The following is a 14,349-nucleotide window of genomic DNA, read 5'->3' as shown; positions in this document are numbered from 1 at the left end:
CTTCACGCCAGGCTGAAACGGCCGTGCTGAAGAAATGCAATGGTCTGCGTGATCGCAACGCCGTGACGCGGCAGTCCGGTATGCGAAGCGTTCACGACGATATGGTCGGCCATGCCGGAAAGCATCGCGCTCTGCACCGACACGCGTCCGTCATTCGGCTGCGGCAGAACGAAGAGGCCGGCGACGGGATCGATGAAGCGGCTACCCGCGATCACACCGACGGGATAGTCCACGACGGGCAAGGCATCGGATCGGTTCGCTGTCGTGAGCTCGAGCCCGGCTGGCCCGTAGAACGCGCGGTAAAGCCGCGCCTCGCTCAGGAGATCGGCAATCTCGCTGCCGCCGTTCGGCGTGCCCAACATCACGACGCCGCCGAGCCGGTCCGGCCGGTGTTTCGCGATATAGGCGCGGGTCACGAGACCGCCCATCGAATGTGCGACGAAATGGAGCGGAGCCTCACGTTCGGCGAAGCGGGCGATCGCCGGGTGGATATCGTCGGCGAGCGCCGCGATTGGCTTCTTGCGGCTGGCATAGTCGATGTTGAGCGTTGCGAATCCCGCCACCTGAAGCGCCTGCTCTAGCCTCTTCAGGGATGAGGAGCCGCGCGCGATGCCGTGAAGCAGAACCACTCCTGGACATCGCGCGCCGCCCATTTCAGGCGCCTCGCGCATCTCTGCTACGCAACCTCGCGCTCCGGCGAGGACGCCTGCTCGCGCGCCATCGTCGTCGCCGTGACGTAGTCGGTCTTGCCCGTGCCGAGCAGCGGCACCTTGTCGACCACCATGATCGTAGCCGGAACGGTTAGCTCGGAGGCACCGATCGACTTGGCCTGGGCCTGCATCGCGCTGCGTTCGGCATTCTTCTCCGTCGTCAGCAGCACGATGCGCTCGCCCTTGCGCTGGTCCGGGATCGACACGGCGATCGACCCAGCCTGCGGCCACAGCGTGGTCGCGATGCTCTCGACCGCCGACAGCGAGACCATTTCGCCTGCGATCTTGGCAAAACGCTTGGCGCGGCCCTTGATGGTGATGAAGCCCGCGGCATCGATCGCCACGATGTCGCCGGTGTCATGCCAGCCCTCGGGCAGCATTTCGAGCACACCAGGGTTTTCGGCCCTGAGGTAACCGAGCATCACGTTCGGGCCGCGCACCGAGAGGCGTCCGCCCTCTTCGATGCCGGGGACCGGATCGAGGCGGCTTTCCATCAGCGGCGAGAGGCGGCCGACGGTGCCGGGGCGGTTGGCCATTGGCGTGTTCATCGCCAGCACCGGCGCCGTCTCGGTGACGCCATAGCCTTCGAGGATGCGGATCCCGTAGCGCTCCATGAACACCTGGCGTGTCCGGTCCTTGACCGCCTCGGCGCCGGCGATCACCAGGCGCAGGGTGCGGAAGTCGTAGGCATGCGCCGAGCGAGCATAGCCGGTGAGGAAGGTATCAGTGCCGAACAGGATGGTGGCGCCGGTCTGGTAGATCAACTCCGGCACGATGCGGTAGTGTAGTGGCGAGGGATACATGTAGATCGGAATGCCCGCGAGAACAGGCATCATCATGCCGCCCGTGAGGCCGAAAGAGTGGAACACCGGCAGCACGTTAAACACCTTGTCATCGGCGTTGGCATCGACCCGCGCCAGCGCCTGCGCCGCGTTGGCGAGAATGTTGCGGTGGGACAGCACCACGCCCTTGGGGGTACCTTCCGAGCCCGACGTGAACAGCACGACGGCCGGATCGTTGGCCTGGCGAGCGACGCGCGGCGCGGTGCCGGCGAGCAGGCCCTTGATCTTGTCGGCCGTGGCGATGGAGGCGCGGACATCCTCGAGATAGACGACGCGCGCCTCTGCGGAGATCGCGGCCATCAGCTTGTCGAGCTTGCCCTTCTCGATGAAGGCCTTCGATGTCAGAACGGTCTTCACCTGCGCGGCCTTCATGGCGGCGAGAACGTTGACCGGCCCGGCCGAGAAGTTGAGCATGGCCGGCACGCGGCCGATGCTTTGCAGTGCCATGAAGACGACGGCGACGCCTGCGGAGTTCGGCAGCAGCACGCCGACATTCTCGCCGGTCGAGGTACCGGTCTCGAGCTTGCGGCTCAGCACCTGCGCGCCGAGGATCAGCTTGCGATAGGTCAGCTTGGTGCCTAGCGCGTCCTCGAGGATCACCTTGCCGGTGTCGCGGTCGCGACAGGCGTGTCCGAGCGCCTCGAACAGCGTGTGATCGAGCATGGCGTTCTTGACCATTGCATCGATCATGACGTCCTGGAGGGCCGCGCCCGCAGCGTTGCGGCGTGCCTTGCCCTTGAGGGCGTCGTCGATCGGCAGCTTGACCGGCGGCAGGATCGTCACGGTCACCCGCGGGAACCACGAGCGCTTGATCTGGCTGGAGTTGAGGTAGCTGAGATGAGAGCGTTGCGCGCCCTCGATGCGAACGGGCACGACCACGGCGTCGGCCTTATCGGCGATCATCGCGGTGCCGTCATAGACCTTCATCAGCGAACCGGAGACGGTGATGCGTCCTTCCGGGAAGATCACCACCGGCTCGCCCGCGGCAACGAGCTTGATCAGGTCGCGTGCGGCCAGCGGCTTGCTCGGGTCCATGGTGTAATGCTTGACCACCCGCAGGAACGGCTTCGCCCACCAAGCCTTGGAGATGCCGGTATCGACTGCAAAGCTCGCGTCGATCGGCAGCACCGCGTGCAGCAACGGGCCGTCGATCAGGCTGACATGGTTGGGCGCGATCAACATGCGCGTGCCCGGAGGCGGCAGGTTCTCGAGGCCGCGCACTTCGGTGCGGAACAGCGCGCGGAACAGAAGGCCGCCGAAATCGCGCACGCCTTCCTTGCCCCACTTGGTCAGGACGAACCACACCGCGCCGAAGCTGGCGACGCCGAGCCCGAAGAAGATCCAGCCGATATGGACGCCGCCTGCCTGCAGCAGCGCGACGAAGAGCGAGCCGGCCACCATGAAGGCGGCCTGCAGCACGTTGCCGGCGGCGATGATGCGGGCACGTTCGTTTGGCTCCGACCACGCCTGCACCGCGGCGAAGGAGGGCACGACGAACAGGCCGCCGCCGAAGGCGAAGGCGACGAAGTCGACCAGCATGCGCAAGCCGGCGAAAGAGGTTGCGAAGTCGATTGCGGCGATGTCGTTCCCTTTCACCGTGGTGCCGATGGCCCAGGCAAGGTCGATGCCGGCAAATCCCATCATGATGGCGCCGATCGGCACCAGCGCAAGATTGGGCCGAACGTGGCTCAGGCTGGCAGCAAACAGCGAGCCGATGGCAATGCCGATCGCGAAGATCGCGAGGCACAGTGTCACCACGCCTTCGCTGCCACCGACCACATCCTTGACCAGCGCCGGCAGCAGCGACAGCACGATGGCGCCGACCAGCCAAAACCAGGAGACGATCACGGTGCCGTCCCACAGACGGTGATCCGCATACAGAGTCTTCAACAGGCCGAGCGTCGATGTCCAGGGATTGGCATCGACTGGCAGATCCGCTGCGGACGGCGTGGTCGCGGGAATGCGAGAGGCAAAGGCCCAGGACAGCAGGGCGAGCACGACCACGGCCGATGCGACCCAGCCCATATGTGCGGAGCCGGCCACGAACTGGCCGCCGGCGACGGTGCCGAGCAGGATCGCCATGAAGGTCGCGCCTTCGACCAGCGCGTTGCCGGTCGCGAGCTCGCCGAGCTCGAGCTGGTCCGGCAGCATGGCGTATTTCACGGGGCCAAACAGGGCTGCGATGATGCCGAACAATGCGAGCGCGGTGAACAGCAGCGGCACCGAGTGCAGGAAGAAGCCCGCTGCAGCAAAGGCTGCCGCGAAGATCTCGGCGAATTTCAATCGCCTTGCGACGACGGATTTGACGTATTTGTCGGCGAGCTGCCCGCCGAGGCCTGACAGGATGAAATAGGGGAAGATGAAGACGGCGCCCGCGACCGTCACCAGGGCGTCGCCGTGGCCTGTCGCGGCGCTGTAAAGCAGGATGATGACGAGCGCGTTCTTGAGCACGTTGTCATTGAGCGCCGAGAAGAATTGCGCCCAGAACAACGGCGCGAAGCGGCGTGACGACAGCAGATCCCTGATCATGACGAGTCCTGTTTTGGAAGGGCAGCCTGAGGTTGTTAATTTGTCGATGAAACGCCAGGACCGAAAGAGCGTTGTAAGAGCGATTGCAGGCCTATGATGGTCGCCCGGCTCGCTGTGCCCCCGCGATTCCTCCGATCCCGTTGGTCTCCAGCTTGTCTCGTTAGGTTCGCAAATATCCGGTCGCGGCTGCAGCTTCGGGCGAAAATGCCGCGTTTATGGGGATATCGCCCCGATTGATAAGGAAAAGCTGAACCGAACTGTGGACAGTTGGGCGATCGGCCCGAATGTCCGGACATGGTAAGTCCTTGGTTGCGACGGGGCTTCGCATTCGAGTGGACCCGCATGCGCATCTTGATGTCCTCAGGTGAGGTGAGCGAGATGGCGAAAGGGGTTGATGCGGCCGAGCAGGCTGAAACGGCGGCCCTCGTGGCGGGCACGGGCACGGTCGGCCCGCCACATCCGGAAGGTCGCGCGGCGCTCAGTCAGCACGCCGGCAATGTCGCAGGCGTTTGCGATGCGATCGATCGGGGCCATCACAAGCCGCAGAACTGTTCGGACGAAGCCGCTCGCGAGCGCCGCAGCGTCGTCGACGAAGGTGAAGGCGATATCAACAGCCAAGGTTTGCATTTTGTCGATCTCCGGATTAATTTGAACAATGTTCACATGAGTAGCTTGAAAATGAACAATGTTCAAGAAGAATCGCTGTGGCACCAGAAAAAAAGTCGGCGACGGCTCCAGATCCTGGAGATCGCCCGCGGCATTATCGCATCTAAAGGATTGAGATCATTGAAGGTTCGAGACGTTGCCGAGGCTGCCGGCTGCTCGGTCGGCAGCGTCTACAATGAATTCGGCGATTTCGACGGGGTCATCCTGACTGTCAACCGAGGGACTGTACAGGCGCTGACTGCGCGATTGCGCGCGGTTCCGGCCGAGGATCCGGTTGGCCAACTCTATGGTCTGGCTGAGACCTATCTCGAGTTCTTCTCCGCGAACGCAAATTTGTTGCGCTCGTTGTTCGAGCATCGGATGGAGGACGATCGTCCTTATCCCGACGACATTCTTCAGATGGTCATGGACGCCTTCGCGCTGATGCATCCGCCTTTGGTGCGGGTGTTACCGCATGCGGACGACGTGAAGATCGCACTGCTGTCGCGCACGTTGTTTTCCGCGGTGCACGGCATCATCTCGCTTGGCCTCGAAGAACGCATGGTCGCCGTGCCGCCGCAGATGCTGCGCCAGCAGGTTACGCAGTTTCTCGACACACATCTTTTGGGTCTCGGGATCCGGCCGGCACGCTAACGGCGAAGGGTGCCGTCAAGCGCGCGCCGCTTCCCGTCTCGCCGCCACGAGGATGATTTCCGGTTTCCCAGTGTCGACCTGAACCCGGTTGCGCCCCTTCTCCTTGGCGCGATAGCAGGCGGCATCCGCCCGACGCATCGCCTCTTCGGGCGTCGTGTTGCCGTCGACGATGCAGGCAACGCCGATGCTGGCGGTCACAGCAAAGCAGCGATCATCCCAGGCGAAGTTGAACAGTTCGAGCGACCGCCGCAGCCGTTCGGCGATGTCCATTGCCTCGTATGGAGCGCATTGCGGCAGGATCAATCCGAATTCGTCACCCCCGAGCCGGGCAACCACATCGCGCGTTCCCCGGTTCTGCTGCAGCAATTGCGCGACGTGGCAGAGCAGCCGGTCGCCCGCGAGATGGCCGCAGCTGTCGTTGACGCCCTTGAATTGGTCGAGGTCGAGCAGGAGCAGGCAGAGCGAACCTTCCTTGTGACCATCGAGCTCGCTTTGCAGGCGGGCTTCGAAAGCTCGCCGGTTGGCGATGCCGGTCAGCCAGTCATGCGAGGCTTGAAAGGCGAGCCGCTCTTTTTCGGCATGCAGCGCATCCTCGAAGGCCTGGCGCTGCAGCACCAGTCGCCTCGTGAGCCAGATCAGCAGCAGGATCAAGGTCGCGGCGGTGGCGATGTTCAGCCATGTCAGCGTCAGCTTGATGGCGCGGGAGCCTTCGCCCAGCACCGTCGAGAACCGTTCGGCATGCCGCGTGAACTGCCTGTTCAGCTCGGAGAGCCGCGACGACAGGAATTGCACGCGATCGCCGTCCCCAATGGGGCCGTCCCTCAGCTCGCTCTTGATGACCTCACCGAAGACGCTGAGCTCCAGCAGCATTGGATCGGTGGCTGCCCATTCCCGGATCGCTTCGCGGAGGAAGCTGACCTGATTGAAATGGCGGAACAGCCAGATCAGCCCAGGAACGTCATCGGGGTGGTTGCCGCCCTGCAGGAAACCGATGCGCGCGAGCTCAACATCGACGGGATCGCGCTCGAGCGCCCATCTCGCATATTCGTCGCCGATGGGGACGGCGAGCGAGGTCCGGTACTGCGCGAACTGGCCGGCGTTGCCCGAATGCAGATAGAGATTGAGGAAATAGACGGCGTTCTTTTGCGAGCGCGACCAGATCGCCTCGCCCGCGACATAGGCTCGGACCGATGACATGACTTCCAGGCTGAAGCCCGAGATCATCGCTTGCAGCACGACGACCATGACGAACGGCGACACAAGCTTGATGACGTGAAGGAAGCTGCGTTCCTTCGCCGAGGTTGTTGTTCTGCGAAACACTCTGCGTTCCCCAAATCCACTCAACGATCCCAACGGAGCGTCGGCTGATAACGCGGATTACGCGGGAACGCTGCTTAACTCGACCTAGAATGGTGCAGAGACCGTGGCTCAGGGTGAAAACGCCATGAAGCCGATGCGCGCAGATCGTCGCAAATGCTACCGAGCCGGAACTCGCGCGGCACTGTCACGCATTCGGCCTTCGCGATTAACCCGATCGAGAGAGTTTCAGCCTGACGTCAGACCAGCACCGGCTGACGCACGCGGCCGGCATCGCCGAACACGCGCAAATAGCGCTCGATCTCGGAGGGCACGCCGGTTGCTTTCTCCGGATTGTCGGAGAGCTTGACGGCGGGGCGTCCGTCGACCGACGACACCTTGCAGACCAGCGAGATCGGATCGAGATTGAACGTGCCATCCGGTGCGCAGCCGACGAAGTCGTTGGTGAGGTTGGTGCCCCAGCCGAACGAGAGCCGCACGCGGCCGGCGAAGTGGTGATAGGTCTCCTCGATCGAGCCGACATCCATCGCGTCGGAGAAGACCAGCAGCTTGTCCTTGGGATTGCGACCCTTCTTCTGCCACCACGCGACGATCTCTTCGCCGGCCTGGATCGCCGGCGCGCTGTCGGGCCGGAAGCCGGTCCAGTCGGCCACCCATTCCGGTGCGTCGCGCAGGAAGGCCTTCGTGCCGAAGGCGTCAGGCAGCGCAATCAGCAGATTGCCGCCATAGGTCTGACGCCACTGGTCGAGAATGCGATAGGGCGCCCAGCGCAGCTCCTCGTCGTCCTTGGCCAGCGCGGCCGCGACCATCGGCAGCTCATGCGCATTGGTACCAATTGCCTCGAGATCGTTGTCCATCGCAAGCAGCACATTGGACGTACCGATGAAGGACGGTCCCAACCCTTCCTTCACCGCTTCGACGCACCAGCGCTGCCACAGATAGCCGTGACGGCGGCGCGTGCCGAAGTCCGAAAGCTTCAAGTTCTCCAGCGCGCGCAGCCGCTCGACCTTGGTCCACAGCTTGGCCTTGGCGCGGGCATAGAGCACGTCGAGCTCGAACCGGCCGCGCCCCTTCATCGCGGCGCGCGAGCGCAATTCGTTGAGGATGGCGAGCGCCGGAATCTCCCACATCGTGGTGTGGGTCCACGGCCCGTGGAAATGCAGCTCGTACTGGCCCTCGACCCTGCGCAACTCGTATTCGGGAAGGCGGAATTCGGCGAGCCAGCGGATGAAGTCCGCCGAGAACATGTGGGTCTTGCCGTAGAAGGTGTTGCCGGCAAGCCAGATCAGCTCTTTCTTGGTGAAGCGGATGGTGCGGGCATGGTCGAGCTGGGCCCGCAACTCGCCCTCGTCGATGATCTCGGCAAGCCGCACATGGCGCGAGCGATTGATGACCGAGAACGTTACTTGCTGATCCGGGTAGGATTCTCGAATCATCTGTAACATCAACAGCTTATAGAAGTCGGTATCGAGCAGGCTGCGGATGATGGGGTCCAGCCGCCAGCTGTGATTGTAGGTTCGGCTCGCAATGTCGGTCACTGTCATGGCCGAATTCTAGCGTGGTCGCGCGCGCGCAACCAGTGGGTTTGGCGAAGGGCAGGCCCCCGCGCGGCAAGCGCGCAACGACCTCGCCGCGCGCCGTATTCAGCTCGCGGCGCTTGCCGCAACCGACTCGAGCTGATTCCTGATCCAGCGATGCGCCGGGTCCTTCTGATAACGCTGGTGCCACACCATGAACATGGGCAACTCCGCCAGCGTGCGCGTGCGTGAGGCCAGCGGAATCCGCGCATGGGCGAAGCCGCGCATCACGCCGGGGGCGAGCAGGCTCGGCATGCTCGCCAGCATCTGCGAGCCGCGCAGGAATGACGGCACGCCGGAGAAGCTCGGGACGGAGATGGCGATGTCGCGGTGAAATCCGTTCGCGGCGAGCCGGCGGTCGAAGTCGAGCCGTTCGTTGTCGGTGTAGACCACGGTGATGTGGCGCGCTGCGAGATAAGCGCCGCGATCGTTCGGCGCGGCACGAGCGTTGGGATCAAAATAGCAAACGTAATGATCGCTCAGCAGTCGCTTCTGCACGATGTCGATGCCAACAGGCGGCAGCGGCGTGATCAGGAGATCGCAGCGATTTTCGCGCAGCATTCCGGGGGAGGGCGACTGCGACGGGATCACGCGCAGGTTCAGGCTTTTCACCTGAGCGGCGACATGGTCGAAGAAGTGCGGCAGCAGCAAGTCGCGCTGGAAATCGTTGGCGGCGATCGTCAGCGATAGCTGCGCGCTTGCCGGCTCGAACGTGACGCCGCCGGCAAAGCTGCGCATGTCGTCGATCAGCGCGCGCGCCTTCGCGGCCAAGGCCTGGGCATGGGCGGTCGCGACGATGCCGCGGCCTGATTTGGCGAACAGAGGATCGCCGGCGATCCGCCGCAGCTTGTTCAGCCCGTGACTGACGGCGGACTGCGTCAAGCCGAGACGCGTCGCCGCCGCCGTCACCGACCCCTCCTCCAGCACGGCAAGGAACAGTTCGAGCGCACGGCCATCGAGGGCCAAATGATCGATTTTCTTCATGTAACGTATTATAATCGATCTATTTATTTGGGGAATAGGCCGGCCCATGATCCTGTCAACAGATCGCGCCCGGTCGCGGCCGCAGGGAGAGACAACGCCGATGAATGCCCAGGCACCAGCCTCAAGGGATCCCCGCCTCAACAGCCCCGAGCCATTCACGCCGCGTGATGGCGGCTTCTTCCAGCGCGACCGCACGATCCATCCGCCGGCCTACGCGCCGGGCTACAAATCCTCGGTGCTACGCTCGCCGCGCCAGGCGCTGCTCTCGATCGAGAACTCGGTCTCCGAGATCACGGGGCCGGTGTTCGGCCACAACGATCTCGGTCCGCTCGACAACGATCTGATCCGCAACTACGCCAAGGACGGCGATCCCGTCGGCGAGCGCATCATCGTCCACGGCCGCGTGCTGGACGAGACCGGCCGTGGTGTCCCAAATACGCTGGTCGAGTTCTGGCAGGCCAATGCCGGCGGTCGCTACCGGCACAAGAAGGACACATATCTCGCGCCTGTCGATCCCAATTTCGGCGGCTGCGGCCGCGCGCTGACCGACGATGCCGGCTACTATTATTTCCGCACCGTGAAGCCCGGGCCCTATCCCTGGCGCAATTTCGTCAACAGCTGGCGTCCTGCCCATATCCACTTCTCGGTGTTTGGCTCAGGCTTCGCGCAGCGGCTGATCACGCAGATGTATTTCGAGGGCGATCCCTTGATTCCGATTTGCCCGATCCTGACCACGATCCCGGACAAGGACGCGCTCGATCGCCTGGTGGCGCCGCTCGACCTCAACGCCTCGATCCCGCTCGACTCGCTCGCTTACCGCTTCGACATCGTGCTGCGTGGTCAGCGCTCCACCTATTTCGAGAATCGCCCGGAGGGGAACTGAGCCATGCCGCAGCCGCTCAACTATCTCAAGGAAACCGCGTCACAGACCGCCGGCCCCTACGTCCATATCGGCCTGATCCCGGCCATGGCAGGCTTCGACATCTTCGAGAAGAATTTCTCCAACGTGCTGGTGACACCGGATGCGAAAGGCGAGCGCATCACGCTGGAGGGCAGGGTGCTCGACGGCAGCGGCTCGCCGCTGCGCGACGTCTTGCTCGAAATCTGGCAGGCCAATGCGGCCGGCCGCTACAATCATCCGGCCGATCGCTCCGCCGGCGCAGTGGGCGAGGAGTTTCGTGGCTGGGGCCGCGCCGGCTCTGATTTCGAGAGCGGGCTGGTGACGTTCGAGACCATCAAGCCGGGTGCGATCGTCGACAGGGCAGGGCGCAAATGCGCGCCGCACGTCAACATCTGGATTGTCGCCCGCGGCATCAATATCGGCCTCAACACGCGGCTTTATTTCTCCGACGAGGAAGCTGCGAATGCCGCCGACCCGGTCCTCAATCTGGTCGAGCCACCGGTGCGTCGCAAGACGCTGATCGCCACGCGTAGCGAGCGTGCCGGCAAGGTCGTGTATTCCTTCACGATCAATTTGCAGGGGCCGGAGGAGACGGTCTTCTTCGACGTCTGACATCCGGCCATCGCCGCAGGGTCATTCCACCCGGTCGCCTCGACCCATCCCACCGCGCGGGGCGAACTGTTCAGTCATTGTTGTCTCGCGCGCTCGGAGTCGGTCGGAGGGCGCGCGTCCCACCCTTGGCTTCAGTCCCGCCAAATCAATGAATACGTCTGCCTGCCGGCGCAGCTCGTCGGCGACCATTGGTGGTTGGCTGGCTAGCGTGGAGACAACCGTCACGCGCACGCCGCGGCGTTGCACCGCTTCTACCAACGGACGAAAATCCCCGTCGCCCGAGAACAGCACGATGTGATTCACGTGGCGGGCGAGTTCCATCGCGTTGACGGTGAGTTCGACATCCATGCTGCCCTTCATCTTGCGGCGGCCAGTGGTGGCGTCCACGAACTCCTTGGCGGGTTTGGTGACGACAGTGTAACCGTTGTAGTCGAGCCAATCGATCAACGGCCGGATTGATGAATATTCCTGATCCTCGACGACGGTCGTGTAGTAGAACGCTCGCAGCAGGTTACCTCCGCCCTGAAATTCGCTGAGCAGACGTCTGTAATCGAGATCGAAACCGAGTGCCTTTGCGGTAGCGTGGAGATTGGCGCCATCGATGAAGAGGGCGATCTTCTCAAACGAAGACATAGTGCACGGATCTCCGGTTCTGCCTATGGGCCCGCACGTTCACCCCCCGAGGACTGTCTGCCTGCCGAAAAACACTGAGGTCGCGATGGCTTTACTGAAAAAGGCGGCGCAGACGGCCGGACAGGGTGTGGCCGTCATGCGCCAAGGTGGAGGGAGGTTGAGGCGACCGACGCCAGCGCGCCGAATGCATCCACGTTAAGGCGTCCGCATTCCATGCTCAATTGTACGGAAGTAAACGGCGCCTCATCCCAAGGATTCGATCCTCTATACCAAGGTAGATGGACGCGGCGGCAATGGCCGCCGTCGAGAATCGGGTGTTGCGCGCGAGGTGCGACCAAAGTCGAGCCAGCCGGCCCGCGCCGAACGGGAACCAAATCGCCTTCCCGATCTTGGCTTCCATAAATCTCTCGCGGAGGGTTTGCCATGGGCAAGCTGCAAGAGCGCGAAACCGTCCCTGACGTCTACAATCTGTTTCTCGCCGCCGTCCTCTTCATATCGCCGTGGCTGTTCAAGCTGACCAACAGCCAGGGCAAGGTCGACCTCTGGGTTACGAGCGCAATCATCGTCGTGCTTTCGCTGGCAGCGATAATCGCCTACCGGGACTGGGAGGAATGGATCAACGTTCTGATGGGCGTCTGGCTCATCGCGTCGCCCTGGCTGCTCGGATTTCCGCATACGCGGGCGATGCATCTAAGCATCGGCTTCGGCGTCTTCATCGTGCTCCTGGCGCTCCTCGATCTCTTCCTGCATTATGAGAAGCGCCATCCGGATGAAGCATCGGCCGGGTCTGCGGAAAGAGCGCACCAATAGGGCGCGGGTCAGCCTTCATCGCCGTGGAGTTGCGCCCGAAAAGCGCGTGGTGACAGCCCGGTGGCGGCGGCATAGACCCGGCTGAAATAGGCGGGATCCTCGAACCCGAGCGCGTAGGCGATCGTCGAGACCGGCAGGTTGGTATAGACGAGATTGCGCCGTGCCTCGCGGACCAGCCGGTTCAGGATCAGGTGCGAGGCTGTGTCGCCGGTCGCCGCGCGTGTGATGCGGTTGAGATGGGTCGGCGTGATCGCCAGCGCGTCGGCGTAGCCCGCCACGGTCCAGCGCTCGAGATGATGTTGTTCGAGCAAGCCTTCGAAGCGACGGAACAGGTTCGATTCAGAGTTGCCGCCGCTGCCGCTCTCACCCGCGAGCGCACGTGCCACGAGGCCGATCATGGCCGCCGACAATGCGCGCAGCACATGCGCGCGGCCGAAATCGCGCGCGGCGTGTTCGGCAAAGATCTGCTTCATGGTGGCGCGGATCTGCGGCGTGCCGCGCACCACGGCGGATCGCGACAGCACGCTGCGCAGGCCTTCGGCGGCCAGCAGCGCCTCGTCGAGGATTTCCGCGGCGATGGTCAGGACCAGCCTTCGGTGCCGGGCACGAAGCGGAAGCCGTGGACATGGCCGACCGGCACGTTGACGATCTGCATCGGCTTCAACGGCACCACGCGCCCGTCGAGCGTTGCCTCGCCACCGCCGCGCTCGATCATCAGCACCTGATGCAGCCGGGCATGCCGGTGCACGGCAAGTGTCCAGTCGTGCAGCACCGAGCGCGCCGCAATCGTCTCGCAATGGACGACGTCAGGCAGGTCGCCGGCTTCGCCGAACAGATTATAGACCCGGATGGCCGGGGCGGGGACGGCGGTTCTCATGTTCGAATAGTACAAGACAAAGGCCGATCCCTCCATCGGTCCGGGCCTGGTGATCTGCAAAAAATACCGGATGGAGGACGGAAAAATGAAAGTTCAGGTCTGCATCATCGGCGGTGGGCCGTCCGGGCTGCTGCTGTCCCAGCTCCTGCACCTCAAGGGCATCGAAACCGTCGTGCTGGAGAAATACAGCCGCGACCACGTCCTGGCCCGCATCCGCGCCGGCGTGCTCGAGCACGGTTTTGCCAGATTGATGCGCGAGGCGCAATGCGGCGAGCGGATGGACCGCGAGGGTGAGATCCATAATGGATTCGCGATCGCTCATGACGGGGTCCTCTCCCATATCGATCTGCACAAGCATTCCGGCGGCAATTCGGTGCTGGTCTACGGCCAGACCGAGCTGACGCGTGACCTCTACGAGGCGCGGGATCGCCTCGGCGGCAAAGTCGTGCACGATGCCGAGGACGTGACACCGCATGAACTGACGTCGGACCGGCCGTACGTGACGTACCGGTCGAACAGCCAGACGATCCGCATCGATTGCGACTACATCGTCGGCGCCGACGGCTTTCACGGTGTCAGCCGCAAATCGATCCCGAAGGATGTGCTGCGCGAATACGAGAAGGTCTACCCGTTCGGCTGGTTGGGAGTGCTGTCGCGTACCAAGCCGGTGTCGCCGGAGCTGATCTATGTGAAGCACGAACGCGGCTTTGCGCTGTGCTCGCTGCGCTCGCAGGTGCTGAGCCGGTATTACGTCCAGGTGCCGCTGACCGACAACGTCGAGGGCTGGTCGGACGATGCGTTCTGGGCCGAGCTGAAGCGCCGTCTGCCTGATGAGGTCGCGGCGCGGCTGCTCACCGGCCCGTCGATCGAGAAGAGCATCGCGCCCCTGCGCAGCTTCGTCGCCGAGCCGATGAGCTATGGCCGTCTGTTCCTCGCCGGCGATGCCGCCCACATCGTGCCGCCGACCGGCGCACGCGGATTGAACAGCGCAGGCTCCGACATCTATTATCTCTACCACGCCATGCTCGCGCACTATCAGGATGGCGACGATTCCGGGCTGAAGGGCTATTCCGCCAAGGCGCTGGCGCGGATCTGGAAGGCGCAGCGATTCTCGTGGTGGATGACGATGATGTTGCACCGTTTTCCCGATCGTTCCGAATACGAAGATCGGCTCCAGCAGACCGAGCTGGAATACCTGTTGTCGTCAGACACGGCGCAGCGGTTGCTTGCGGAGAATTATGTGGGACTGCCGTTCTAG

The 14,349-nt window shown here is 63.5% G+C and carries 13 protein-coding genes and 1 pseudogene; 5 read left to right on the top strand and 9 right to left on the bottom strand.

Going from position 1 to position 14,349, the window contains the following annotated elements; translation table 11 throughout:
• Nucleotides 1–2 precede the first annotated feature (2 nt).
• The 3 genes from BM222_RS08555 to BM222_RS42995 form a co-directional block, all read right to left on the bottom strand.
• Nucleotides 3–671, bottom strand: coding sequence for an esterase/lipase family protein (locus BM222_RS08555; protein ID WP_092227851.1), 669 nt, complete (start codon nucleotides 669–671; stop codon nucleotides 3–5).
• 5 nt (nucleotides 672–676) lie between these two features.
• Nucleotides 677–4,081, bottom strand: a complete 3,405-nt coding sequence (locus BM222_RS08550; RefSeq protein WP_092227850.1) for an acyl-[ACP]--phospholipid O-acyltransferase — start codon at nucleotides 4,079–4,081, stop codon at nucleotides 677–679.
• Between the two features lie 360 nt (nucleotides 4,082–4,441).
• Nucleotides 4,442–4,708: a hypothetical protein gene (locus BM222_RS42995; protein WP_349509851.1), complete on the bottom strand. Its 267-nt coding sequence runs from the start codon at nucleotides 4,706–4,708 to the stop codon at nucleotides 4,442–4,444.
• A 51-nt stretch (nucleotides 4,709–4,759) separates the two neighbouring features.
• On the opposite strand from BM222_RS42995, the gene BM222_RS08545 reads away from it, so the two are divergent.
• On the top strand, nucleotides 4,760–5,380 hold the full coding sequence (locus BM222_RS08545) for a TetR/AcrR family transcriptional regulator (protein WP_177243098.1): 621 nt from the start codon (nucleotides 4,760–4,762) through the stop codon (nucleotides 5,378–5,380).
• Between the two features lie 15 nt (nucleotides 5,381–5,395).
• On the opposite strand, the gene BM222_RS08540 is transcribed toward BM222_RS08545, so the two are convergent.
• The 3 genes from BM222_RS08540 to BM222_RS08530 form a co-directional block, all read right to left on the bottom strand.
• Nucleotides 5,396–6,700 carry a GGDEF domain-containing protein gene (locus tag BM222_RS08540; RefSeq protein WP_092227849.1) on the bottom strand — a complete coding sequence of 435 codons (1,305 nt, stop codon included), beginning with the start codon at nucleotides 6,698–6,700 and terminating at the stop codon, nucleotides 5,396–5,398.
• Between the two features lie 236 nt (nucleotides 6,701–6,936).
• Nucleotides 6,937–8,241 (bottom strand): nicotinate phosphoribosyltransferase, encoded by a 1,305-nt coding sequence (pncB, locus tag BM222_RS08535; RefSeq protein WP_092227848.1) that lies wholly within the window; start codon nucleotides 8,239–8,241, stop codon nucleotides 6,937–6,939.
• Nucleotides 8,242–8,340: 99 nt separating this feature from the next.
• Entirely contained in the window at nucleotides 8,341–9,258 is a 918-nt protein-coding gene (locus tag BM222_RS08530; RefSeq protein ID WP_177243090.1) for a LysR family transcriptional regulator, read from the bottom strand.
• Nucleotides 9,259–9,358: 100 nt separating this feature from the next.
• On the opposite strand from BM222_RS08530, the gene pcaH reads away from it, so the two are divergent.
• Together pcaH and pcaG are read left to right on the top strand one after the other, a co-directional pair.
• Nucleotides 9,359–10,141, top strand: coding sequence for a protocatechuate 3,4-dioxygenase subunit beta (pcaH, locus tag BM222_RS08525; protein WP_092227846.1), 783 nt, complete (start codon nucleotides 9,359–9,361; stop codon nucleotides 10,139–10,141).
• Nucleotides 10,142–10,144: 3 nt separating this feature from the next.
• Complete coding sequence (gene pcaG / locus BM222_RS08520) at nucleotides 10,145–10,771, top strand: protocatechuate 3,4-dioxygenase subunit alpha (RefSeq protein ID WP_092227845.1); 627 nt, start codon at nucleotides 10,145–10,147, stop codon at nucleotides 10,769–10,771.
• Between the two features lie 21 nt (nucleotides 10,772–10,792).
• Here the strand turns inward: pcaG and BM222_RS08515 are convergent, their stop codons facing one another.
• Both BM222_RS08515 and BM222_RS08510 read right to left on the bottom strand, forming a co-directional pair.
• A complete protein-coding gene (locus BM222_RS08515; RefSeq protein ID WP_092227844.1) occupies nucleotides 10,793–11,404 on the bottom strand; it encodes a LabA-like NYN domain-containing protein in 612 nt (203 codons plus the stop codon).
• 217 nt (nucleotides 11,405–11,621) lie between these two features.
• A complete protein-coding gene (locus BM222_RS08510) occupies nucleotides 11,622–11,804 on the bottom strand; it encodes a hypothetical protein (protein WP_092227843.1) in 183 nt (60 codons plus the stop codon).
• Nucleotides 11,805–11,827: 23 nt separating this feature from the next.
• Here BM222_RS08510 and BM222_RS08505 point away from each other — a divergent pair, with 23 nt between their 5' ends.
• Nucleotides 11,828–12,214 (top strand): SPW repeat protein, encoded by a 387-nt coding sequence (locus BM222_RS08505; RefSeq protein ID WP_092227842.1) that lies wholly within the window; start codon nucleotides 11,828–11,830, stop codon nucleotides 12,212–12,214.
• Between the two features lie 8 nt (nucleotides 12,215–12,222).
• Here the strand turns inward: BM222_RS08505 and BM222_RS08500 are convergent.
• Nucleotides 12,223–13,127 (bottom strand): annotated as a pseudogene (locus BM222_RS08500) (helix-turn-helix domain-containing protein).
• Nucleotides 13,128–13,176: 49 nt separating this feature from the next.
• Between BM222_RS08500 and pobA the strand changes: the two are divergent.
• Nucleotides 13,177–14,349: a 4-hydroxybenzoate 3-monooxygenase gene (pobA, locus tag BM222_RS08495; protein WP_092227969.1), complete on the top strand. Its 1,173-nt coding sequence runs from the start codon at nucleotides 13,177–13,179 to the stop codon at nucleotides 14,347–14,349.

Source organism: Bradyrhizobium sp. Gha, from assembly GCF_900113735.1.
Lineage (GTDB): Bacteria > Pseudomonadota > Alphaproteobacteria > Rhizobiales > Xanthobacteraceae > Bradyrhizobium.
The sequence above is the reverse complement of the archived record's forward strand: the minus strand, read 5'-3'. Positions and strand labels throughout refer to the sequence as shown.

What these genes read in the sequence shown, in the direction of transcription:
- BM222_RS08555 (WP_092227851.1), bottom strand. Translation starts at nt 671, where the DNA reads ATGCGCGAGGCGCCTGAAATGGGCGGCGCGCGATGTCCAGGAGTGGTT.
- BM222_RS08550 (WP_092227850.1), bottom strand. Translation starts at nt 4,081, where the DNA reads ATGATCAGGGATCTGCTGTCGTCACGCCGCTTCGCGCCGTTGTTCTGG.
- BM222_RS42995 (WP_349509851.1), bottom strand. Translation starts at nt 4,708, where the DNA reads ATGCAAACCTTGGCTGTTGATATCGCCTTCACCTTCGTCGACGACGCT.
- BM222_RS08545 (WP_177243098.1), top strand. Translation starts at nt 4,760, where the DNA reads ATGAACAATGTTCAAGAAGAATCGCTGTGGCACCAGAAAAAAAGTCGG.
- pncB (WP_092227848.1), bottom strand. Translation starts at nt 8,241, where the DNA reads ATGACAGTGACCGACATTGCGAGCCGAACCTACAATCACAGCTGGCGG.
- BM222_RS08530 (WP_177243090.1), bottom strand. Translation starts at nt 9,258, where the DNA reads ATGAAGAAAATCGATCATTTGGCCCTCGATGGCCGTGCGCTCGAACTG.
- pcaH (WP_092227846.1), top strand. Translation starts at nt 9,359, where the DNA reads ATGAATGCCCAGGCACCAGCCTCAAGGGATCCCCGCCTCAACAGCCCC.
- pcaG (WP_092227845.1), top strand. Translation starts at nt 10,145, where the DNA reads ATGCCGCAGCCGCTCAACTATCTCAAGGAAACCGCGTCACAGACCGCC.
- BM222_RS08515 (WP_092227844.1), bottom strand. Translation starts at nt 11,404, where the DNA reads ATGTCTTCGTTTGAGAAGATCGCCCTCTTCATCGATGGCGCCAATCTC.
- BM222_RS08510 (WP_092227843.1), bottom strand. Translation starts at nt 11,804, where the DNA reads ATGGAAGCCAAGATCGGGAAGGCGATTTGGTTCCCGTTCGGCGCGGGC.
- BM222_RS08505 (WP_092227842.1), top strand. Translation starts at nt 11,828, where the DNA reads ATGGGCAAGCTGCAAGAGCGCGAAACCGTCCCTGACGTCTACAATCTG.
- pobA (WP_092227969.1), top strand. Translation starts at nt 13,177, where the DNA reads ATGAAAGTTCAGGTCTGCATCATCGGCGGTGGGCCGTCCGGGCTGCTG.